Annotated in this window: 13 protein-coding genes; 10 read left to right on the forward strand and 3 right to left on the reverse strand. The window is 74.6% G+C overall.

Going from position 1 to position 22,726, the window contains the following annotated elements; translation table 11 throughout:
* Positions 1-2: 2 nt before the first annotated feature.
* The 3 genes from ABZ321_RS48660 to ABZ321_RS48670 are packed head-to-tail and all read right to left on the reverse strand — an operon-like array spanning position 3 to position 4,716.
* Complete coding sequence (locus ABZ321_RS48660; RefSeq protein WP_354903206.1) at positions 3-2,537, reverse strand: amino acid adenylation domain-containing protein; 2,535 nt, start codon at positions 2,535-2,537, stop codon at positions 3-5.
* The gene (locus tag ABZ321_RS48665; protein WP_354903207.1) at positions 2,537-3,277 is read right to left on the reverse strand and encodes an amino acid racemase; all 741 of its coding nucleotides are present in this window, start codon (positions 3,275-3,277) and stop codon (positions 2,537-2,539) included. The genes ABZ321_RS48660 and ABZ321_RS48665 overlap by 1 nt, the downstream gene beginning before the upstream one ends.
* Positions 3,256-4,716: an NDP-hexose 2,3-dehydratase family protein gene (locus ABZ321_RS48670; protein ID WP_354903209.1), complete on the reverse strand. Its 1,461-nt coding sequence runs from the start codon at positions 4,714-4,716 to the stop codon at positions 3,256-3,258. The genes ABZ321_RS48665 and ABZ321_RS48670 overlap by 22 nt, the downstream gene beginning before the upstream one ends.
* Positions 4,717-4,928: 212 nt before the next feature.
* Here ABZ321_RS48670 and ABZ321_RS48675 point away from each other — a divergent pair, with 212 nt between their 5' ends.
* From ABZ321_RS48675 to ABZ321_RS48720, 10 genes are all read left to right on the forward strand, one after another.
* Positions 4,929-7,928, forward strand: coding sequence for a non-ribosomal peptide synthetase (locus ABZ321_RS48675; RefSeq protein WP_354903210.1), 3,000 nt, complete (start codon positions 4,929-4,931; stop codon positions 7,926-7,928).
* Positions 7,929-7,962: 34 nt separating this feature from the next.
* Positions 7,963-8,454 (forward strand): hypothetical protein, encoded by a 492-nt coding sequence (locus tag ABZ321_RS48680; protein ID WP_354903212.1) that lies wholly within the window; start codon positions 7,963-7,965, stop codon positions 8,452-8,454.
* Positions 8,451-11,429: a non-ribosomal peptide synthetase gene (locus ABZ321_RS48685; protein WP_354903214.1), complete on the forward strand. Its 2,979-nt coding sequence runs from the start codon at positions 8,451-8,453 to the stop codon at positions 11,427-11,429. Before ABZ321_RS48680 ends, ABZ321_RS48685 begins: the two co-directional genes overlap by 4 nt.
* On the forward strand, positions 11,426-12,325 hold the full coding sequence (locus ABZ321_RS48690) for an ABC transporter ATP-binding protein (RefSeq protein WP_344506626.1): 900 nt from the start codon (positions 11,426-11,428) through the stop codon (positions 12,323-12,325). The genes ABZ321_RS48685 and ABZ321_RS48690 overlap by 4 nt, the downstream gene beginning before the upstream one ends.
* Positions 12,322-13,167, forward strand: a complete 846-nt coding sequence (locus ABZ321_RS48695) for an ABC transporter permease (RefSeq protein ID WP_344506624.1) — start codon at positions 12,322-12,324, stop codon at positions 13,165-13,167. Before ABZ321_RS48690 ends, ABZ321_RS48695 begins: the two co-directional genes overlap by 4 nt.
* Positions 13,167-14,357 carry a macrolide family glycosyltransferase gene (locus ABZ321_RS48700; RefSeq protein ID WP_354903216.1) on the forward strand — a complete coding sequence of 397 codons (1,191 nt, stop codon included), beginning with the start codon at positions 13,167-13,169 and terminating at the stop codon, positions 14,355-14,357. Before ABZ321_RS48695 ends, ABZ321_RS48700 begins: the two co-directional genes overlap by 1 nt.
* 22 nt (positions 14,358-14,379) lie before the next feature.
* Positions 14,380-15,171, forward strand: coding sequence for an FkbM family methyltransferase (locus ABZ321_RS48705; protein WP_354903217.1), 792 nt, complete (start codon positions 14,380-14,382; stop codon positions 15,169-15,171).
* Positions 15,168-16,154: a Gfo/Idh/MocA family oxidoreductase gene (locus ABZ321_RS48710; protein ID WP_354903219.1), complete on the forward strand. Its 987-nt coding sequence runs from the start codon at positions 15,168-15,170 to the stop codon at positions 16,152-16,154. Before ABZ321_RS48705 ends, ABZ321_RS48710 begins: the two co-directional genes overlap by 4 nt.
* Positions 16,155-16,307: 153 nt before the next feature.
* Positions 16,308-19,382 (forward strand): non-ribosomal peptide synthetase, encoded by a 3,075-nt coding sequence (locus ABZ321_RS48715; protein WP_354903221.1) that lies wholly within the window; start codon positions 16,308-16,310, stop codon positions 19,380-19,382.
* Positions 19,383-19,475: 93 nt separating this feature from the next.
* The coding region (locus ABZ321_RS48720) for a type I polyketide synthase (RefSeq protein ID WP_354903223.1) at positions 19,476-22,726 on the forward strand (3,251 nt) is incomplete at its 3' end.

Here is a 22,726-nt window from a genome sequence, read left to right on the forward strand (position 1 = left end):
TCTCAGACGGCCGCGTCGGCCGGTGCGGACAGCTCGGCGATCAGCGCCGCCTCGACGACCGCGGCGAACGCGCCCGCCGTCTGGTGGTCCAAGACCGCACGGACCGGCACGTCGATCTCCAGGGTCGCCTTCAGGCGGGCGATGAGCTGGGTGATGAGCAGCGAGTGCCCACCGAGGTCGAAGAAGTTGTCGTCGAGGCCGACCTGGTCGACCCCGAGCAGCTCCGCCCACGTCGCGGCGATCGCCTTCTCCGCGGCCGTCGACGGCGCCACGTACGGTGGGCGGGCCGGCCCGTCGTCGCCGGGCTCCGGCAGCGCGCGGCGGTCCAGCTTGCCGTTGGCGGTCACCGGCAGCTCGTCCAGGGTCATGACGTGCGCCGGCACCATGTACGCGGGCAGCAGCGTGGCGACGTGCTCGCGGATGTCGCGCGGGTCCGGGTAGACGCCGGGCTCCGGCACGACGTAGGCGACGAGCTGCGCGTCCGCGCGGGCGCCGTGGACCGCGGCAACGGCGGTGGCGATCCCGGGCAGCGTCGCCAGGGCCGCCTCGACCTCGCCGAGCTCGATGCGGAACCCGCGGACCTTCACCTGCTGGTCCTGCCGGCCGAGGAACTCGATGGTGCCGTCCGCCCAGTACCGGGCGCGGTCACCGGTGCGGTACAGCCGCGCGCCCGGCCGCCCCGACAGGTGGTCGGGGACGAACTTCGCCGCGGTGAGCTCGGCGTCGCCGTGGTAGCCCAGAGCCAGGCAGTCGCCGCCGATGAAGAGGTCGCCGGGGGCGCCGACCGGGGCGGGCCGCAGCGCGGCGTCCAGCACGTAGTAGTGCGCGTTGGCGATCGGGCGGCCGTACGGCACGCTCGTCCACGCCGGGTCGACGGCGCCGACGGGGAACGAGTTGGACCAGATCGCCGCCTCGGTGGCGCCGCCGAGCGCGACGACCTCGCAGCCGGGGAACGCGCCGCGGACCGCGTCCGGCAGGGTCAGCGGCACCCAGTCGCCGCTGAGGAACACCAGCCGCAGCCGGCTGGCGGTGGTCGCGGCGCGCAGCGCGAACAGCGGCTCCAGCTGCTGCAGCGCCGCCGGGGCGGAGTCCCAGAAGGTGATCGGCTCGCTGTCCAGGACGGTCAGCAGCCGCTGCGGGTCGCGGACCTCCGCGTCGGAGGCGACACGGATGCTGCCGCCGGCGGCGAGGACGCCGAAGACGTCGTACACCGATAGGTCGAAGCCGAGCGAGGTGACGAACAGGACCCGGTCGGCGGGACCGACCGCGTGCGTCTCGTTGACCCAGTCGATGAGGTTGACCACCGGGGCGTGGGTCAGCACGACCCCCTTCGGCGTGCCGGTCGAGCCGGACGTGAAGATGACGTACGCGACGTCGGCGTCGACCGCCCGGCGCGGTGCCGGGGCGTCGGCGGCGGGCTCGGCGAGGGCCCAGGTGTCGTCGGGGCCGAGGCCGGGCGCGCCGAGCCACAGCACCTCCCGGACCGCTGGCACCGCCTCGGTGACGGCGTGCACGGTCGGCAGCGCCGCCGGGTCGGTGAGCACCACCGGCACCCGCAGCGTCCGCAGCAGCCCCCGGATGCGCTCCACCGGCTGCGCCGCGTCGACGGGGGCGTAGGCGGCGCCGGCCTTGAGCACGCCGAGCAGCGCCACCACGGTCTGTACCGTCCGGGACAGGTGCAGGGCGACGAAGTCGCCGGGGCCGACCCCGGCCGCGGCGAGGCGGCGCGCGAGGCGATCGGCGGCGGCGTCGAGCTGCGCGTAGGTCAGCCGGTCCGCGCCCTGCAGCACGGCGACCGCGTCGGGGGTGAGTGCGGCCTGCCGCTCGAACAGCTCGTGGATGCAGCGGCCGGCCTCCCGGCCGGTGGTGGTCGCGTTCCACTGCCGCACCGCACGGTGCCGCTCGAACCCTGACTGCGGGCCGACGTCGCGCAGCCGCGCCGTGACCGGCGCGGCGGCGACGGCGGCGAGGAGCTGGCTGGCGTGCACCAGCAGCAGCCGGACGTCGGCCTCGGTGAGCAGGTCGGCCGGCGCGCTCAGCCGCAGCCGCCCGCCCGGCCCCGCCAGGTCGGCCTGGAACAGCACCAGGTCCGCGGGGTCCGGCACCGGCCGGCCGCAGCGCACGAGCGACGTGCTGTGCGGCAGCTGCGAGGCGGGAACGCCGGCGTGCCGGACGTTGGCCGCGTACTGCTCGGCGGCGTCGCGCAGGTGCGCCGACAGCAGCCGCGCCGGGACGGGACGGACGCGGACCGGCACGGGCTCGGTGGTGTCGCCGTCGACGAGCGCGCCGTGCACGACGTCGTCGGCGCCGGCCTGGACGGCCAGCAGCAGCCCCCACGCGGCCACGACGAGGTCCTCGGCGCGCAGCCCGAGGCGCCCGGCGGCGGCGGTGAGCTGCGCGGTCTGCGCGGGATCCCATGCCACCGACGCCGCGTGCACGGCGCCGGGCCGCCGGACCTGCCGCTGCGGCGTCAGTGTCGTCGGCTCCTCGAAGCCGTGCAGGAGATCCCGCCAGTACTGCTGAGCGGTGGGTAACATCAGTCAGTCTCCTCGTCCGTGAGTTTCCTCAGGCCGGTGGCGATGCCGAGCAGGGGGTCGAGGACGACCGGACCCCCACCGTGCGCCCGCCGCCAGCGGGTGACCAGATGCATCTCGGTGCAGCCGGCGATGACGCCCTGGCAGTCGAAGCGGTCCGCGAGGCGCTCGAAGCGCTCGACCAGCTCCGCGCTGACCGGTTCGCGTTTCAGCCGGTAGAGCAGGTAGTGGATCTCGTCCTGGGCGTCCGGCGGCGGGACCACGACCCGGTGCGCGACCGCCGGCCAGTGGGCCGACCGTTCGAACGTGCGAGCCTTGCGGGTGCCGGTCGTCGCGAGCATCAGGAACCGCCCCTCGCCCGCCACGTCCAGCTCGGCGAAGACCGCGTCGACGACGGAGATCAGCCTGGCCCGCAGGCCGGGGTCGAGCCGGTCGATCAGGTGGTGCGCGGTGACACACGTCATCACCACCCGGGTCGCGCCGAGCCGCACGAGCGCCTCGATGCGGTCGGAGACGAGCCGGGTCAGCTCCTCGGTGCGTCCGGACAGGATCGCCTCGGTGCGGTCCGGCATCGCCGGGTCGGAGTCGAGCAGGCAGCGGGGCAGCTGCTGCTCCGCCGCCGGCGCGACCTGCTCGACGGCGACCTCGTAGACGGTCTGCAGGAACGCCGCCGAGGCGAGCGGGCCCATGCCCCCGAGGACGCCGAGGACCGGTGCCGCTGTCACCACAGGGTGTGCAGGCACGCGAGGAGGCTGCGGGCCTCGACGTTGAGGCAGTTGCCGAAGCGCAGCAGCGTCATCAGCTGGTGCACGGTGAGCCACATGAAGTTCGGCGGCGGTGTCACCGGGAACGTGTCCTCGACCTCGATGACCTGGTAGCGGTTGAGGGCGTGCAGGAAGCGGCCGCCCTCCTCCGACAGCCACGTGTCGAAGCGGATCTGCCGCTGCGGCGCGTCCAGCACGTAGTCGAGGAACTGCGGCCGGTGCGCCGTCGGCAGCGTCCGGAAGGTCTGCGGCGTGCAGTGCAGCGTCGGCGCGGCCTCCACGATGTCCAGCGCGCCAGCGGCCGGCCGGGCCTGCAGCAGGACGTGCAGCACGCCGTCGATGCGCCGGACCAGGAACGCCAGCCGGCCGGGCGCCGCCGGCCGCAGCAGTGGCTGCATCCACGCGCCGACCTCGCGGTCCTTGGCGCGCACGTCGACGCCGACGATGCTGAAGTACCCGCCGGACAGGTGGGCGATCTCGTCGGCGCCGCGGTGCCAGCCGGCGGTGTCCAGCAGCGGGATGCGGCGCTGGGTGAGCTCGAAGCGGGCCTTGTTCTCCGTCAGCCAGCTGATCGCGTCGGTCACCGTGTGTACGGCGGATGCCTCCGGGTCCAGGGACCGGATCAGCGCGGACCGGAACGGGTCGGCGCCGCCGGTGTCGGACTCCGGCCGGGCGAACGGCATGATGGACAGCACCGTGCGGGCGTCCATGTTGACGACGTCGTCGAGCGCCAGCAGCTGCTGCACCTGCCCGACGGTCATCCAGCAGAAGCCGGGCAGCACCTCGATGTCGTCGTCGGCGTCGGCCTCCACGACGATGTTGCGGTTGCGCTTGTGCAGGAACCAGCCGCCCTGCTCCGACTGCAGCGAGTCGGCGACGACCCGCCCGCGCCGGGGCGCGACGAAGTGCTCCAGGTAGGGGATCGCCCGGCCCTGGTGCACCCGCGTGTAGTTGCTGCGGGTCGCCTGCACCGTCGGGGACAGCTGCACCAGGTTCCGGTTGCCCGGCTCCATCTTGGCCTGCATCAGGCAGTGCAGGACGCCGTCGAACTCCTTGACGAGGATGCCGAGGATGCCGATCTCGCGCTGCACGATGATCGGCTGCGTCCACGACGGCACCCGGAACGGCTGCAGGCCGACGTGCAGCCCCTCGATGGTGAAGAACCGTCCACTGTGGTGCACCAGGTTGCCGGAGTCCTCGGTGAACCGCCAGCCCTGCAGCTTGTCGAACGGGACGCGCTCCACGGCGTACGACTGCAGCTCCCGCTGCTCGCCGAGCCAGCGCAGGCACTCGTCGGTGGACCGGAACCGGCCCTGTGCCGTCGCCGACGCGGTGAACCGCTCGGCGAGCGACCCGCGGCCGTCACCGGCTCCGGGCTGGTCTCGGCGCAGATCCAGCAGTGAAGATGCTCGAGTCACGTGCCACCTCCTCGGTGCTGCCGTCGCACGGCTGCAGGGCACGGCGTGGCGACGATCTCCACCACGCCGACCGCACGCTACGACGCCGCCGCGTGCGTGGCTGTGGATGCACAGCACGACTGGTCGTCTTCACAGTCTTGGCCGCCCGCGGCGGCCCGATCCGGGCCTGCTCTAAGGAATCCACCAGGACCGGCGCTGTTAGAAACGGACCCATGAGCGTTCGGGGCCGTGCCTCCAGGAAACCGGTGTCGGCCAGCGACCGCTGGTGGCTCGCGCACCCGGACACCATCTCGCCGGTCATCCAGACCGTCGTGGAGGGGGCCGGGTCGATCGACGCCGACGCGCTGCGCGCCGCCGTCACCACGGTGGCCGCGGCCTGCCCCGACACGGCCCTGCGGTACACCCGCAAGGCCTGGCTCGCCGGCGGCACCCCGCCGCGGGTCCGGGCAGTCGGCGGCACCGCCGACGGGGTCGCCGTCGCCGACGTGGCCGCCCTGCACGACCCGCTGCCGACGCCGGACGGCGCCTGGTGCGAGGTGCTGTACTGCCCGGGCGACCCGGCCGCCGTCGTCTTCCGCGCGTCCCACGCCGTCATGGACTGGCCGGGGATGGCGCTGTGGATCGCCGACGTGTTCCGGGCGCTGCGCGGCGAGAAGCCGCTCGGCGCCGCCGACGACCTCACCGAGGACGACGTCTTCGCCCGCTTCCCGGCGCCGGAGCAGAAGCCGCCGAACCCGAAGATCGAGTGGACGTCGCCGCTCGGCCAGCCCGCGGGCGAGAAGCGCACCGCCTGGGCCCGGCGGACCGTCGACGGCTACCACCGCGGCCTCGTCGCGCAGGTCGCCGCGGCGCTCACCGCCGCCTACGACCTGCCTTCGGCGCGCTTCGCGGTCGCGTTCGACCTGCGCCGGCACGTCCCCGGCGTCCGCAGCACCGGCAGCCTGTCGCAGGTCGAGCTCTTCGACTGCGCCGCCGGCGAGCCGTGGGAGGCGTTTCACGAGCGGGTCCTCACCGCGATGGCCGAGGGCCGCGAGGTCAGCGGCCGCATCGAGTCGGGCCTGCTGAAGCTGCCCCGGCCGATCCTGCGCTCGCTGGTGAAGGCCATGGAGAAGAGCCCGCCGGAGAAGCGCCGGTACGCGTCCGCGACGGTCCTGGCGCACCTCGGCCGGATCGAGCCGGAGCAGCTCTGCACGGACGGGTTCGAGGCCCGCACCCTGTACCCGGTGCCGCTGCTCACCGCGGCGAGCCCGCCCGACCTGAACCTCGTCGAGTGCGGCGGCCGCACCGAGCTGACCCTGACCTGGCGCGACGGCCCAGGCAGCACGGAGCGGATGCAGGCCGTCCTCGACGCCGTCGCCGAGGCCCTGTCACCGGAAGAGATCCGGCACTGGGACGGCAACGCGACGGACGCGACCGGTACGCCCGGCGACCCGGCGACCGTGGTCCAGCGGCTGCGCCAGGTCGTCGCGAGCCGGCCCGACGCCGAGGCGCTGCGCTGGCCCGGCGGCCGCCTCACCTTCGCCGAGCTGGACGCCCGCTCCGAGGTCGTCGCGGCCCGGCTGCTGGAGCTCGGCGCCGGCCGCGGCTCGGTCGTCGGCCTGCTCGCGGACCGGTCGATGTGGGCGATCGCCGGCATGTGGGGCGTGCTGAAGGCCGGCGCCGCCTACCTGCCGCTGGACGTGCAGCACCCTGATGCCCGCCTGGCCGGCCTGCTCGCCGACGCCGGCGCGCGGGTCTGCCTGGTCCAGGGCGAATACGCCGAGCGGCCCGTCGCCGGCCCCGGCTGCACCGTCGTACGGCTGGACGAGCTGGCCACCGGCGGGGTGCCGCCCGTCGACGTCACGCCGGCCCCCGGCGACCTCGCGTACGTCATCTACACGTCCGGCTCGACGGGCCGGCCGAAGGGCGTGGAGATCGAGCACGCCGCCCTCGCCAACTACGTCGACTGGACCACCGCCCGCTTCGGCTGCGGCCCCGGCACCGCCTTCGCCGTGTTCACGTCGCTCGCCTTCGACCTGTCCAACACGGCGCTGTTCACCCCGATGCTCGCCGGCGGCACGCTCGTGCTGGTCCCGGACGAGCCCAACCACCTCACGCTGCGGCACCTGCTGGAGCACTCGGGCGCCGACACGCTGTCGCTGACCCCGTCGCACCTGGACCTGATCGGCCAGCTCGACGTGCGCCCGGCCGGTTTCAAGGTCCTCGTCGTCGTCGGCGAGCAGCTGCGCTCGGCGGTCGCGGCCCGGGCCCGGTCGATGTTCGGCCCCGGCTGCCGCGTCCTCAACATGTACGGGCCGACGGAGACGACCGTCGGGCTGACGCTGCACGAGTGCGGCGAGGCCGACGACGCGGGCCCGGCGGTGCCGATCGGGCTGCCGATGGACAACTGCACCGTGCACCTGCTCGACCCGCAGCGACGCTTCGTCGCGGCGGGGGAGACCGGGGAGATGTACCTCGGCGGCGCCCAGCTGGCCCGCGGCTACCGCAACCGCCCCGACCTCACCCGCGAGCGGTTCGTCCACCTCGCCGACGGCACCCGGGTGTACCGCACCGGCGACCTGGCCCGCGTGCGCCCCGACGGCGAGCTGGAGTTCATCGGCCGCTCCGACGACCAGGTCAAGGTCAACGGCTACCGGATCGAGCCGGCCGAGATCGCCGAGGTCCTGCAACACCACCCGGCGGTGCGGACCGCGGTCGTCGTCGCCCGGACCCGCCCCGGCGCCGAGCACAAGCAGCTGTACGGGTACGTGGTGCTCGAACCCGGTGCGGAGGCCGCCGACTGGGACGCGTTCCTCGGCGAGCACCTGCCGCGGTACATGGTGCCGACCGCGACGACCGTCATCGACGCCGTGCCGCACAACGCCAACGGCAAGGTCGACGTCGCCGCGCTGCCGGACCCGCTCCGTCAGGAGGCCGCGCGGGTGGCCGCGACGGACGACGAGGTGCAGTCGGCGGTCGCCCGCATCTGGGCCACGACGCTGAGCCTCGGCGACACCCGCCTCGACCCCGCGGCCGACTTCCACCACCTCGGCGGCAACTCGGTGCAGCTGCTCGCCATGCTCGCCGGGGTGTCCCGCGACGTCGTCGGCGCCGCCGCCGAGCGGGCGTTCATGGCCGAGCTCGGCCGCATCATCCGCGAACCCACGCTGGCGCGGGTCAGCGACATCGCCCGCCAGGCCCGCGACGGGGCACTGGTGCCCGCGGCCGGCTGACCGATCCACCCACCAGCACGACCGGGGAGGCACCATGACCGCACTGACACTCAGCCGTGACAACGCCAGGGGTGCCTACATACTCACCGGGCCCGACGGGACCGTGCTCGGCTCGCTCGCCGCCGACCGCCGCTTCCGCCACGGCGAGACCGTCACCGCCGCGGGCAGCGTCGCGGTGCACAGCGGCGGGCTGCGCCGCCGCGCGGCGTGCGCCGGCGACGAGGACGCGCCCGTGCTGCGGCTCGACCCGGACGGCAGCGTCGTCCCCGGCCTGCCCGGGGCGCGCTGGGACGTGACCCGCGACCGGACCCGGTTCACCGGCACGCTGAGCGCCGCCGGCGTGAGCGTCGTCGTCACCGTCCCCGCGGGCGGCAACGGGCCGCTGGAAGCCGACGTGCGGGGCGACGTCCCCGGCTGGGACCTGGTCGTGCTCACCGCGGCGTTCGCGCTGCTGGCCCGCCGCCGCGCCGACACCATGCTCACCGCCGCGCTGGTCAGCGTCGCCACCGGCGGAGCCGGCCGGTGACCGCGGACGTCCGGGACGCGGTGACGGCGCCCGCGGACACCGGCTACCGGCGGGCCGTGTCCGCGACCGACTGGTGGTTCGTCGCGCACCCGCGCCGGATTCCGCCGGTCATCCAGACCGTCGTCGAGGGCACGGGCACCGTCGACGTCGCGGCGCTCACCGCCGCCGTGGCGGCCGCCGGTGCCGCGAACCCCGGCAGCCGGCTGCGACGGCAGGGACAGTGGTGGGTCGACTCCGGCCACGCGCCAGGGGTACGGGTGATCGACGGCGGCACCGGCCCGATCGCCGATGTCACCGCCCTGCACGACCCGCTGCCGACGCCGGACGGCGCCTGGTGCGAGGTGCTGTGGTGCCCCGGCGACCGCCCGGCGCTGGTGTTCCGCGCCTCCCACGCGGTGATGGACGGCCGGGGCAAGGCGATGTGGATCGCCGACGTCTTCCGGGCCCTGCGCGGCGAGCCCCTCGCGGGCGCCACCGGCACCGTCACCGACGGCGACGTCTTCGACCGGCTCGGCATCACCAACGCCGAGAGCAAGCCCGACGTGTGGTTCCCGTCGCCGCTCGGGCGGCCGGGCCGCGGCCGGCGCACCGTCTGGGCCAGGCGGACCGTCGACGGCTACCACCCGGCGCTGACGGCGAAGGTCGCGGCCGCGCTGCGGGACGCGTACGGCCTGGACACCGCGCGCTTCGCGGTCGCCTTCGACCTGCGCCGGCACGCGCCGGAGACCCGCACCACCGGCAACCTGCTGCAGACCGAGCTGTTCGACCTCGAGGCCGGCGAGCCGTGGGAGGCGCTGCACGAGCGGCTCCTCGCCGCGATGGCGCAGCGCCGCGAGGTCACCTGGCGGCTGGACCCCAACCTGCTGAAGATGCCTGTCCCGGCGCTGCGGACCCTGATCCGGTTCATGGAGTCCGGCCGCAAGGACCGGCACGCGTCCGCGACTGTGCTGTCGCACCTGGGCCGCGCCGACCTCGCCGAGCACTCCACCGCGACGTTCGAGGCGCGGACCACGTACCTGCTGCCGCTGCTCGCCGCGGTCAGCGCGCCGGAGGTCAACACCGTCGAGTGCGGCGGCCGCACCGAGCTGACCCTCACCTGGCGGGACGGCCCGGGCGTCAAGGAACGCATGGAGGCGGTCCTGGACGCCGTCGCCTCGTCGCTGGCACCACCCGCGCCGCGCCCCGCCGTTGTGGGCGCCGCGCCCGGTTGGACCGTGGTCGACCGGTTCGCCGAGGTGGTCGCCGCGCATCCGGACGCCGTGGCGCTGCGCTGGCCCGGCGGCTCGATGACGTTCGCCGAGCTCGACGCCCGCTCCGACGTCGTCGCGGCCCGGCTGGTGGCCGGTGGCGTCGGCCGTGGGGCGGTCGTCGGGCTGCTCGCCGACCGTTCCATGTGGACGATCGCCGGGCTGTGGGGCGTGCTGAAGGCCGGCGCGGCGTACCTGCCGCTGGACGCCGGGCACCCCGACGCCCGCATCGCCGCCCTCCTCGCCGACGCGGGCGCGGCCGTGTGTCTGGTGCGCGCGGCGGACGCGGCCCGGACCCCGGCCGGCTGCACCACCGTCGTCCTCGACGACCTGCCCGCGGACGGTGCCGACCCCGTCGCGGCGAAACCGTCCGGCGGCGACCTGGCGTACGTGATCTACACGTCCGGCTCGACCGGCGCGCCGAAGGGCGTCGAGATCGAGCACCGCGCCCTCGCCAACTACGCCGACTGGGCCGGCCGGGTGTTCGCCGTCGACGAGGACACGCACTTCGCGCTCTTCACCTCGCCGGCCTTCGACCTGCCGAACACGGCGCTGTTCCTGTCGACGCTCGCCGGCGGCACCCTCGTGCTGGTCCCCGGCGAGCCCAGCCACGTGACCCTGCGGCACCTGCTGGAGGAGTCCGGGGCCAACGCGCTGAAGCTCACCCCGTCGCACCTGGACCTCATCGGCCGCCTCGACGTCGCCCCCGCCGGCTTCCGCCTGCTGGTCGTCGGCGGCGAGCCGCTGCGCCCGGCCGTCGCCGCCCGCGCCAAGGCCCAGTTCGGGTCCGGGACCCGGCTGTTCAACCACTACGGGCCGACCGAGGCCACCGTCGGCTGCGTCGTGCACGCCCACCACGCCGGGCGCTACGACACCGCCACGGTGCCGATCGGCCGGCCCGCCGCGAACTGCGCCGTCCACGTCCTGGACGCCGACCGGCGCCCGGTCGCCGAGGGCGGGACCGGCGAGCTGCACATCGGCGGCGCCCAGCTGGCCCGCGGCTACCGGGGGCGGCCCGACCTCACCAGCGAACGGTTCGTGCGCCTCGCCGACGGCACCCGCGTCTACCGCACCGGCGACCTCGCCCGGGTCCTGCCCAGCGGCGAGATCGAGTGCCTCGGCCGGGCCGACGACCAGGTGAAGATCGCCGGCCACCGGGTCGAACCCGCCGAGGTCGCCGCGGCCCTGGAGGCGCACCCCGAGGTGCAGCGGGCGGTCGTCGTGGCCCGCCCCGCACCGACCGGCGCCGGCAAGGTCCTGTGCGCCTACGTCGCCGCATACCCGGGCACCGATCTGGAGGAGCTGCGGGCCTTCCTGGCCGGGTCGTTGCCGCGGTACCTGCTGCCGGCCTCCCTGCACCGGGTCGACGCGTTCCCGCAGACTCCCAACGGCAAGATCGACCTGTCGGCGCTGCCTGCGCCGTTCGCCGGGGCCGCGACCCTGAACGAGGACGCCGACGACGTCCGCGACGCCGTGGCGAAGGTGTGGGCGAAGGTTCTGGACGTCGACCCCGGACGGATCGACGGCGGCACCGACTTCCACCAGCTCGGCGGCGACTCAGTACTGCTGCTGGCCATGCTCGCCGGGGTCTGCGACGAGGTCGTCGGCGCCGCCGGGGAGGCCGCGTTCATGGCCGAGCTCGGCCGCATCATCCGCCGGCCGACCCTCGACGGGGTCAGCGCCGTTGCCCGCGAAACGCTGCAAACGACAGATGAGGGGGCGCCGTGAGGCCGCTCGGAGAAAGCCCGGCGATCGAGGTGCGCGGGCTGCGCAAGCTGTACGGCGAAACGGTCGCGCTGCACGACATCGACTTCGAGGTCCACCGCGGCGAGATCTTCGCCGTCCTCGGGCCCAACGGCGCCGGCAAGACCACCACCGTGGAGATCCTGGAAGGGTTCCGCCCGCGCGACGGCGGCACCGTCGAGGTCCTCGGCCAGGACCCGTTCCGGGCCGGCGAGGAGTGGCGGGCCCGCATCGGCGTGGTCCTGCAGACCACCGGCGAGTTCGAGGACCTCAACGTCGGGGAGGTGGTGCGGCACTTCGCCCGCTACTACCCCGACGCGCAGGACCCCGACGCGCTCATCGACCGGGTCGGGCTGACCGAGAAGCGCGACGCCCGCGCCTCCAAGCTCTCCGGCGGCCAGCAGCGCCGCCTCGACGTCGCGCTCGGCATCATCGGCCGGCCCGAGGTGCTGTTCCTCGACGAGCCGACGACCGGTTTCGACCCGCAGAGCCGCCGCGACTTCTGGCAGCTGATCCGCGACCTGGCCGCCGGCGGCACCACGATCGTGCTGACCACGCACTACCTGGAGGAGGCCGAGCAGCTCGCCGACCGGGTCGCGGTCATCGCCGGCGGCCGCATCGTCGACATCGGCGTGCCGCAGACCCTCGGCGGCCGCGACACCGAGGCCACCGTCGTGTCGTGGATGGGCCCTGACGGGCCCGAGACCGTGCACACCACCACGCCCACGAAGTTCGCCGCGGACCTGCACGCCAGGCTCGGCGGGGAGGCGCCCGGGCTCACCGTGCACCGGCCCAGCCTCGAGGACGTCTACCTGCAGATGATCGGCGCCGCCGGTACCCCGGCCGCTGTGACTGCCGCTGTGACTACGGAGGACCGATGACCGCCCTGACCGCCGCACCGGCCCGGCGCCTGCCCCGCGCCCGGCTGCGGCGCATCGTCTCGCTCGGCCTCTACCGCGGCCAGCTGGAGCTGCTGCAGTTCTTCCGCGGCACCGAGACCGTGGTGTTCTCCCTGCTGTTCCCGGTCTTCGCGCTGGTCATCTTCAGCTCGATGTTCGACGGCGAGATCGCCCCCGGCGTCACCTACAGCGACTACCTGGTGCCCGGCATCATCGCGACGGGTCTCATGGTCACCGGCTTCCAGACCCTGGCCATCTCGATCGCGATCGAGCGGGACCGCGGCGGGCTGAAGCGGATCGCGGCCACCCCGATGCCCCGCTCCGCGTACTTCATCGGCAAGGTCATCATGGTGCTCGTCACCAGCGTCGTGGAGACCGCGGTGCTGATCGCGGTATCGGTGCTGCTGTACGGCACACACCTGCCCGGCACCGCCGACGCGTGGTTCACCTTCGGCTGGGTCAGCATCCTCGGCGTCACCGCCTGCGCCCTGTGCGGCATCGCGCTGTCGTCGCTGCCCCGCAACAGCCGCTCCGCGCCCGCCGTCGTCGCGCCGTTCGCGTTCGTGCTGCAGTTCATCTCCGGCGCCGCGCTCGTCTTCACCGACCTGCCGGCGTGGCTGCAGTGGGTCGCGTCGGTGTTCCCGCTCAAGTGGATGTGCCAGGGCCTGCGCTCGGTGTTCCTGCCCGACAGCTACGCCGCCCACGAGGCCGCGCACAGCTGGCAGCTCGGCTGGGTCGCGGTGTCCCTCGGCGGCTGGGTCGTCCTCGGCACGATCCTTTGCCTGGTCACGTTCCGGTGGACGAAGACCCGGGACGGTGGCTGATGGCGCACATCGCCTTCTTCACCCCGCCGTCGGCGGGCCACCTCAACCCGACCCTCGGCCTCGCCGCCGAGCTGCTGCGCCGCGGCCACCGCGTCACCTACGCCACCACCGCCGAATACGCGGCCCGCGCCGGCGAGGTCAGCTCCGACGTCGTCGAGTACCAGGAGCGTTTCGCCGGCGACTTCCGCTCCTTCCAGTTCTCCGGCCGCAGCCTCGTCGACGCCATGGCCGCCAGCCTCGCCGAGACGGAGGCGCTGCTGCCGGTGCTGCGCGACGCGTTCCCGCACCCGCCCGACGCCGTCGTCTACGACAACGCCGCCTGGTGGGGCCGGCTGCTCGCCGCCGAGTGGAAGACCCCGGCCGTGCAGGTCTCGCCGATGCTCGTCTCCAACGACCACTGGTCGATGAGCGAGCGGTACACCAAACTCAGCGCCCTGCAGCCGCGGCTGTGGCTGTTCCTGGCCCGCCTCGGCGGCTTCCTGCGCAAGCTCGGCACCGACGTCACCCCGAAGCAGCTGCTGACCGGCGACGGCGCGCCCCGGCGGGTGGTGTTCATCCCGCGGGAGTTCCAGTTCCGCGGCGAGACGTTCGACGACACCTACCGCTTCGTCGGGCCCTGCCTGTTCGAGCGCAGGTTCCTCGGCACCTGGGAGCGCACCGACGACCGCCGGCCGCTGATCCTCGTCACCCTCGGCACCATCTACAACCAGAACCCGCAGTTCTTCCGCACCTGCATGGACGCGTGCGCGGACCTCGGCGGGCACGTCGTCATCGCCGTCGGCGACGGCGTCGACCTCGACGCGCTCGGCACCCCGCCGCCCAATGTGGAGCTGCGGCGGTTCGTCGCCCAGCTGCATGTGCTGGAGCACGCCGACCTGTTCATCACCCACGCCGGGATGGGCAGCACCATGGAGGCGCTGTACCACGGCGTGCCGATGCTCGCCGTGCCGCAGATGGCCGAGGAGCGGGCGAACGCCGACCGGATCGCCGAGGTCGGCGCCGGCCGGGTCCTTGCCACCGACGGGCTCACCGCGCCGGTGCTGCGCGCCGAGATCGAGCGGATGCTCGCCGACACCGTGATCCGGCGCCGGGCACTGGAGCTGCGCGACGCCACCCGGGCCGCCGGCGGCGCCGCCGCGGCCGCCGACTGCGTCGAGGCCTCGCTGCAGACGGCCACGGCTATCCACTGAACCCCGAGAGGACTGGGCCACCATGACCGCAGCACCGCCCGAGCCGCAGCGCGTGGCGCTGCCGGACGACGGCCGCCTCGTCGCCGTCACCAACCCGCAGGACGTCCTGGTCTGGCCCAGCCTGAGCGAGGACTCGCCCTACGCCGACGGTATCGCCGGCCTCGGCGCCGGCGACGTGGTGATCGACGTCGGCGCGCACATCGGGCTCACCGCCCTGTACTTCACCGACAAGATCCCCGGCGTGCGGGTCCTCGCCTTCGAGCCGGCCCGCCGCACCAACGCGTGCCTGGCCGACAACGCCGCCCGGCTGATGCCCGGCGTCCGCGTCTTCGACGTGGCGCTCGGCGCCGAGCCGGGCACCGCCGAGCTGACGTTCCTGCCCAACCACACGATGATGGCGACGATCGTCAGCGACGACGCCGACGACGACCGCAACATGACCGCGGTGCTGCGCAACTTCGGCGTCGACGGCGAGGCGAGCGAGCAGTTCTGGCGGGAGTTCCGCGAGGGCGCCGAACGGTACGAGGTCCGCGTCAGCACCCTCGCCGAGGTCCTGGACGAGGAGGGCATCACCGACGTCGGCCTACTCAAGATCGACGTCGAGCGCGGGGAGCTGCCGGTGCTGCGCGGGCTGCGCGCCGAGCAGTGGGCCGGGGTCCGCCGGGTCGTCGCCGAGGTGCACGCCGTCGACGGCAACCTCGACGCCGTCGTGGAGCTGCTGCACGCGCAGGGCTTCAGCACGAAGGTGTTCCAGGAGGACGTCTTCGTCGGGGGCAGCGTCCACATCGTCTCCGCGGCGAGGCCGGGCGCATGACGGTCCGGTTCGGCATCCTGGGCTGCTCGTCGGTCGCGCGGCGGCGCAGCATCCCGGCCCTCGTCGCGCACCCCGGCGCCACTCTCGCCGCGGTCGCCAGCCGCGACCCGGAGAAGGCCAAGGCGTTCGCCGCCGAGTTCGGCTGCGACGCCACCGGCTACGACGAGCTGCTGGCCCGCGACGACGTCGACGCGGTCTACCTGCCGCTGCCGACCGCGCTGCACGTGCCGTGGGGGCTGAAGGTCCTCGCGGCCGGCAAGCACCTGCTGCTGGAGAAGCCGTCGGCGACGTCCGCCGACGGTGCCCGTGAGCTCGTCCGCGCCGCCACCGAACGCGACCTGGTGCTGCGGGAGAACTTCACCTTCCCGCACCACGCGCAGCACGCCACGGTCGCGCGGCTGCTCGCCGAGGGCAGGCTCGGGCAGCTACGGTCCTTCAGCGGCGCGTTCTGCTTCCCGCCGCTGCCCGCCACCGACATCCGCTACGACGCCGGCCTCGGCGGCGGCAGCCTCCTGGACGCTGGGGTCTACCCGATCCGCGCCGCACAGCTGCTGCTCGGCGACGACCTGACGGTGGCCGGCAGCAGCCTGCGCGTCGACGGCCGCACCGGCGTCGACGTGGCCGGGCACGCGCTGCTGGTCTCCGCCACCGGGGTCCTCGCCGACGTCAAGTTCGGCTTCGAGCACACCTACGGCGCCTCGTACACCCTGTGGGGCAGCGCCGCCAGGCTCACCGTGGACAAGGCGTTCACGCCCGTGGCGACCTGGCAGCCGGTGCTGCGCATCGAGGAGCAGGACCACAGCGAGGAGCTCGTCCTGCCCGCCGGCGACCAGTGGTCCGCCGCGATCGCCTCGTTCACCGCGGCCGTCACCGCCGGCCACGGCGCCGGCCACCCGGCCGAGGCGGCCGGGCTGCGGTCCATGGTGCGCACCATGGAACTCGTCGAGGACGTCATCCGCGCCGCGAAACGCGTTGCGGCTTAAGGGTTCTCCTAGAGATCGTCGTCGGCGCCGCTGCGACCTGCGACGGCGCACCATACTTCGTCTGCAGAAGTCGACGCCGCCGCACGGACGTGCCGCAGCGGCGGCCGGGACGCGACTGGTGTCGCTCGCCGGCGCGGCGAAAGGGAGGCTGACTTGCCGTCCACCGATCAGAGCCCCACGTTCCGCCGGGCGGTGTCGCCCGTCGAATGGTGGATCGCGGCGCACCCGCGCGGCACCGTGCCGGTGCTGCAGGTCGCGGTCGAGGGCACCGGTGCGCTCGACCCCGGCCGGCTCGCCGAGGCGGTCGCCGCCGCATCGGACGCCTGCCCCGGCACCCGCCTGGCCCGCAAGGGCCGCGAGTGGGTCGACACCGGCCGGCCGCCCGCGGTCCGCACCGCGAAGGCTAGCGGGGTGCCGGTACACCGGCTGCCGGAGCTGCAGGAGCCGCTGCTGCACCGCGGCGGCCCCACCTGCGAGGTGCTGCACGTCGAGGGCCCCACGCCGGCGGTCGTCTTCCGTGCCTCCCACGCCGTCATGGACGCCGGCGGGGTGCTGCTGTGGGCGGGCGACGTGTTCCGGGCCCTGCGCGGCGAGCCGCTCGTCGGCGCCACCGACACCGTCACCGAGGTCGACCTGCTGCCGCCGCTGACGCAGAAGCCGACCCCGCCGGGCCTGCAGTACCCGGCGCTGCTCGGCGGGCGCGCCCCCGGCAAGGAACGCCGCACCCTCTGGCTGCGCCGCAGCGTCGACGGCTACCACCCCGGGCTCATCGCCCGGCTGGCCACCACGATCGCCCCGCTGTGCGGCGACGGCGATGCCCAGTTCGCGGTGCCGGTGAACCTGCGCCGGTACGCCCCGCAGACCCGCTCGACCGCCAGCCTCTCCCACAGCCTGCCCTTCACCGTGCCGGCCGGGCAGGACTGGGAGGCGACCCACGAACGCCTCCTCACGATGCTCGCCGAGGAGCGCGACGCGCAGGCCCGCCTCGACCCGGCGGTGCTGAAGATCCCGCAGCCGGTGCTGCGGCTCATCAACGGCGCCCTGGAGAGCAAGGCCACCAAGCAGAACCGGTACCCGTCGCACGCGTCCCTCGCCCACCTCGGCCGGGTCGACGTGGAGGAGTTCAGCACCGCCTCGTTCGCCGCGACCGCCCTGTACTCGCTGTCCAGCAGCCCCGCCGGCGGGCCCGTCGAGCTCGACGTCGTCGAGTGCGCCGGGCACACCGAGATCATGCTCAGCTGGCACGACGGGCCCGGCATCGAGGAGAAGGCGACCGCGCTGCTGGACCGGATCGAGGAGGCCCTGTCCCCGGCGGCGCTGCGGGCGACGACCGCCGCCGCGCCCTCGACGCCCGGCACCGTGCCGTCGGCGTTCGCCGCGCCATCGGCGCTCGGCACCGTGCTGCCGGCGTTCGCCGCGCAGTGCGCCGCCACCCCCGACGCGCTCGCCGTCAGCGGCCCCGACGGCGACCTCACCTACGCCGAGCTCGACCGGCGCTCCCGCGTCGTCGCCACCGCCCTGCGCGACCTCGGCATCGGCCGGGAGGACGTCGTCGGGGTGCTCGCCGACCGCACCGCTGACGCCGTCGCCGCGATCTGGGGTGTCGTGCGGTCCGGCGCCGCGTACCTGCCCCTCGATGTGCAGCACCCCGACGCCCGCCTCAACGACATCCTCACCGACGCGGGCGCCCCGGTCTGCCTGGTGCAGCGCCCGCACGACGCCCGGACCGTCGTCCCGGCAGGCTGCCGCACCGTGCTGCTCGACGAGCTGTCCGGCGAGCCGCCGGCCGGCTGGACCGAGCCCGCCACCGAGCCCGGCGACCTCGCTTACGTCATCTACACGTCCGGCTCGACCGGCCGCCCCAAGGGCGTCGAGATCGAGCACGGCTCGCTCGCCAACTACGCCGCCTGGGCGACCCGTTCGCTCGGGGTCGACGCGTCGACCCGGATGCCGCTGCTCACCTCGTTCGCCTTCGACGTCTCGTGTACGTCGCTGTTCCTGCCGCTGCTGGCGGGCGGGTCCGTGCTGCTCCCGCACGGCGAGCTCAACCACGCGACGCTGCGCACGCTGCTCACCGACGGCGCGCCGACGGTGCTGACGATGACGCCGTCGCTGCTGGAGCTCATCGGCGAGCTCGACGTGCGCCCCGCCACCGTGCGGGTCGTCGCCGCCGCCGGCGAGGTCCTGCGCCGCAGCGTCGCCCTGCGGGCCCTCGACATGTTCGGACCCGAATGCCGGGTGATGAACCTGTACGGCCCGACCGAGGCCACCATCGAATGCCTCGCCCACACCTTCGACCCCGCCATCGACACCGCGGCCGGGGTGCCGATCGGGCTGCCGCCGGACAACTGCACCGCCCACGTCCTGGACGCCCAGCACCGCTTCGTCGCCCCCGGCGAGGCCGGCGAGCTGTACGTCGGCGGGGCCCAGCTGGCCCGCGGCTACCGCGGCCGGCCCGACCTGACCCGGACCCGGTTCGTGCGCCTCGCCGACGGCACCCGCGTCTACCGCACCGGCGACATCGTCCGGGTCACCGACACCGGCGTGGTCGAGTTCCTCACCCGCGCCGACGACCAGGTCAAGGTCCTCGGCAACCGGATCGAGCCGGCCGAGATCGCGCAGACCCTCGAGGACCACCCGTCGGTCAGCCGGGCCGCGGTCCTCGCCCGCAGCCGCCCCGGCGGCGACCACAAGCTGCTGTGCGCCTACGTCGTCGGCACCGCGCCCGACCCGGCCGAGCTGCAGGCGTTCGTGGCCGAACGGCTGCCCCGCTACATGGTGCCCGCCACCGTGACCGTGGTCGCGGAGCTGCCCCGGACCGTCAACGGCAAGATCGACGTGCGGGCCCTCCCGGACCCGTTCGCGGGCGCCGACGAGTCCCCGGCCGACCACTCCGACCGCGACGACGTCACCCGCGCCGTCGCCGCGATCTGGGCCGCGACGCTCGGCGCAGACCCCGACCGGCTCGCCGACGACACCGACTTCCACCAGTTCGGCGGCGACTCGCTGCTGATGCTGTCGATGGTCGCCGCCGTCTGCCGCGACGTCGTCGGCGCCGCCGCCGAGCCGCTGTTCATGGCCCGGCTCGGCGAGATCGTGCGGGAGCCGACGATCGCCCGGGTCGCCGCGATCGCCCGCGCCGCCCTCTCGCCGACCCCCACCGGAGTGTCGCAAGAACCGGCGACGCGGCCCGGCGCGGAGCTGCCGGCCGAGGCCGTCAGCGCCTGACGCCGGACCCCGACCGACCACCCAGCGCCGACCAATCACCGTGTGCCGCCCGGCCGCCGGGCGTCCGCACGCTGTCATGAGGAGCCGAGCGAGATGGCGAACGAGGACAAGCTCCGCGACTACCTCAAGCGCGTGACGGCCGACCTGCGCCAGGCCAACCGGCGCATCCGCGAGTTCGAGGAGCGCGACCGGGAGCCGATCGCCGTCGTCGGCATCGGCTGCCGGTTCCCCGGTGGCGTCACCGGCCCCGACGCGCTGTGGGACCTCGTCGCCGGCGAGCGCGACGCCGTCGGCGGCGTGCCGCTCAACCGGGGCTGGGACTTCGAGCGCATCTACGACCCGGTCCCGGGCCGCGCCGGCCGCACGTACGCCCGCGACGGCGGGTTCCTGCACGACGCGGACGCGTTCGACGCCGGCTTCTTCGGCATCTCCCCGCGCGAGGCCCTCGCCATGGACCCGCAGCAGCGGCTGCTGCTGGAGACCACCTGGGAGGCCCTGGAGGACGCCGGCCTCGACCCGTCCCGCATCCGCGACACCGAGACCGGGGTGTTCGTCGGCGCCAGCCACCAGGGCTACGGCGCCGCCACCGAGGGCGCCCCCGACGGCGTCGAGGGGCACCTGCTCACCGGCGGCGCCGCCGCCGTGCTGTCCGGGCGGCTCGCCTACACGTTCGGCACCCGCGGCCCCGCCGTCACCGTCGACACCATGTGCTCGTCGTCGCTCGTCGCGCTGCACCTCGCCGTCCGCTCGCTGCGGGCGGGGGAGTGCGGCATGGCCGTCGTCGGCGGCGCCACCGTCATGGCGGTCCCGCAGTCGTTCATCGAGTTCTCCCGCCAGCGCGGCCTGGCCGCCGACGGCCGCTGCAAGGCGTTCTCCGACGACGCCGACGGCACCGGCTGGGGCGAGGGCGTCGGCGTCCTGCTCCTCGAACGGCTCTCCGACGCCGTCGCGCGCGGGCGCCGGGTCCTCGCCGTCGTGCGCGGATCCGCGGTCAACCAGGACGGCGCCTCCAACGGCCTTACGGCCCCGAACGGTCCGGCGCAGCAGCGGGTCATCCGGGCCGCCCTCGCCGACGCCGGCCTGGAGGCGTCCGATGTGGACGCCGTCGAGGCGCACGGCACCGGCACCACCCTCGGCGACCCGATCGAGGCCGAGGCGCTGCTCGCCACGTACGGGCAGGGCCGCGACCCGCGACGGCCGCTGTGGCTCGGCACCCTGAAGTCCAACCTCGGCCACACCCAGGCCGCCGCCGGGGTCGCCGGGGTCATCAAGGCCGTCCTCGCGATGCGGCACGGCGTCCTGCCCCGCACCCTGCACGTCAGCGCCCCGTCGTCGAAGGTCGACTGGTCCGCGGGCGCCGTGCGGCTGCTGACCGCCGCGCAGCCGTGGCCCGCCGTCGACCGGCCCCGTCGCGCCGGCGTGTCGGCGTTCGGCGCCAGCGGCACCAACGCGCACGTCGTGCTGGAGCAGGCCCCCGCACCTGCGGACGATCTGCCTCTGGCGCCGTCGCCGCCGGTGCTGCCGTGGGCACTGTCGGCGCACACCGCCGAGGCGCTGCCGGCGCAGGCGGCCGCTCTCGCCGCGCACCTCGCCGGCCATCCTGACCTCGACGCCGCCGACATCGCCCGGACCCGGGCCATGGCCCGGGCGCACCTGGAGCACCGGGCCGTCGTCCTCGGCACCGACCGGGCCGCCCTGACCCGTGCACTGGACGCCCTCGCCGCCGGCCTCCGCGACCCGGACGTCATCACCGGCACCGCCGACCTCGAGGCCGCTTCGGCCATGCTGTTCACGGGTCAGGGTGCGCAGTGGTCGGGGATGGGCCGCGGTCTCCACGAGGCGTTCCCGGTGTTCGCTGCGGCGTTTGACGAGGTGTGTGCGCTCGTCGAGGTGGATGATGCGCGGCTGGATGAGACGCAGTGGACGCAGCCGGCTCTGTTTGCGGTTGAGGTCGCGGTGTACCGGTTGCTGGAGTCCTGGGGTCTGCGACCCGATCACCTGCTCGGTCATTCGATCGGTGAGCTGGCGGCGGCGCATGTCGCAGGGGTCTGGTCCCTGGAGGACGCCTGCAAGGTGGTGTCGGCGCGGGGCCGGTTGATGCAGGAGCTGCCCACGGGTGGCGCGATGGTGGCGATCCAGGCTTCGGAGGAGCAGGTCCGCGCGGCGCTGGTCGAGGGTGTTTCGCTGGCCGCTGTCAACGGTCCCGACGCGGTCGTCATCTCCGGCGACGAGGAAGCCGTCGCAGCTGTGGCGGCGGGGTTCGCCAAGACGCGGCGGCTGACGGTGAGTCACGCATTCCACTCGGCTCGGATGGACGGGATGCTCGACGCGTTCCGCGAGGTCCTGAACACCGTCACGTTCAACCCGCCGCAGATCCCGATCGCGACGACATCGGTTGGTGAGGTGACCGACCCGGAGTACTGGGTGGGGCAGGTCCGGGGGACGGTCCGGTTCGCCGACGCCGCCGATCGTCTCAAGCAGAAGGGCGTGACGCGGTTCCTTGAGGTCGGGCCCGACGGGGTACTGTCGGCGCTGGTCGGCGGCATCCCCGCGATGCGCAAGGGGCGCGATGAGCCCGCCACCCTCATGGCCGCCGTCGCCGCCGCGCACGTCGCCGGCTGGTCCCCGGACTGGGCCGCGTTCCTCCCGGGCCGGCGGGTCGAGCTGCCCACCTACGCGTTCCAGCGGGACCGGTTCTGGCTCACCCAGAACCGCCGCGACTCCACAGTGGACGGCTGGCTCTACCGCGAGACCTGGAAGCGCCTCCCCGCGACCGGAGCGGCGCTCGACGGCACCTGGCTGCTCGTCACCCACACCGGAGACGAGGCGCTGCACGACACCCTGACCCGCGCCGGCGCCACCGTCCGGACACTCACCGTCGCCGAGCACACCGACAGGGCGGCGATGACCGGTCTCGTCGCCGCCGCCGCGACCGGCCTCACCGGCGTCGTGTCGACCCTCGCCGTGTCCGCGACCCCGTCGCCCGGCCCGGCGCCCGTCACCGCAGGCGTCGCCGACACCCTCACCCTCGTGCAGGCCCTCGGCGACGCCGGCATCCGCGCGCCCCTGTGGTGCGTCACCGGCGGCGCCGTCAGCACCGGCCCCGGCGACCACGTCCGCGACCCCATGCAGGCCGCCGTCTGGGGCCTCGGCCGGGTCGCCGCCCTCGAACACCCCGACCGCTGGGGCGGCCTCATCGACGTCACCGGCGACCTGTCGCCGGTGCCCGGCCTCCTCCGGGGCACTGAGGACCAGGTCGCGGTCCGCGACGGCGCCGTCCACGCGCGCCTGCGCACGCTGATCGAGTCGGTGACGGAGCTCGGTGCGACCGCGATCTTGTCGTC

The organism is Dactylosporangium sp. NPDC006015, assembly GCF_040614215.1.
Taxonomy (GTDB): Bacteria; Actinomycetota; Actinomycetes; order Mycobacteriales; family Micromonosporaceae; genus Dactylosporangium; species Dactylosporangium maewongense.

Bases quoted from the DNA above. Each gene is read 5' to 3' on its own strand.
- ABZ321_RS48660 (WP_354903206.1), bottom strand. From the start codon at position 2,537: ATGTTACCCACCGCTCAGCAGTACTGGCGGGATCTCCTGCACGGCTTC.
- ABZ321_RS48675 (WP_354903210.1), top strand. From the start codon at position 4,929: ATGAGCGTTCGGGGCCGTGCCTCCAGGAAACCGGTGTCGGCCAGCGAC.
- ABZ321_RS48680 (WP_354903212.1), top strand. From the start codon at position 7,963: ATGACCGCACTGACACTCAGCCGTGACAACGCCAGGGGTGCCTACATA.
- ABZ321_RS48695 (WP_344506624.1), top strand. From the start codon at position 12,322: ATGACCGCCCTGACCGCCGCACCGGCCCGGCGCCTGCCCCGCGCCCGG.
- ABZ321_RS48700 (WP_354903216.1), top strand. From the start codon at position 13,167: ATGGCGCACATCGCCTTCTTCACCCCGCCGTCGGCGGGCCACCTCAAC.
- ABZ321_RS48705 (WP_354903217.1), top strand. From the start codon at position 14,380: ATGACCGCAGCACCGCCCGAGCCGCAGCGCGTGGCGCTGCCGGACGAC.
- ABZ321_RS48710 (WP_354903219.1), top strand. From the start codon at position 15,168: ATGACGGTCCGGTTCGGCATCCTGGGCTGCTCGTCGGTCGCGCGGCGG.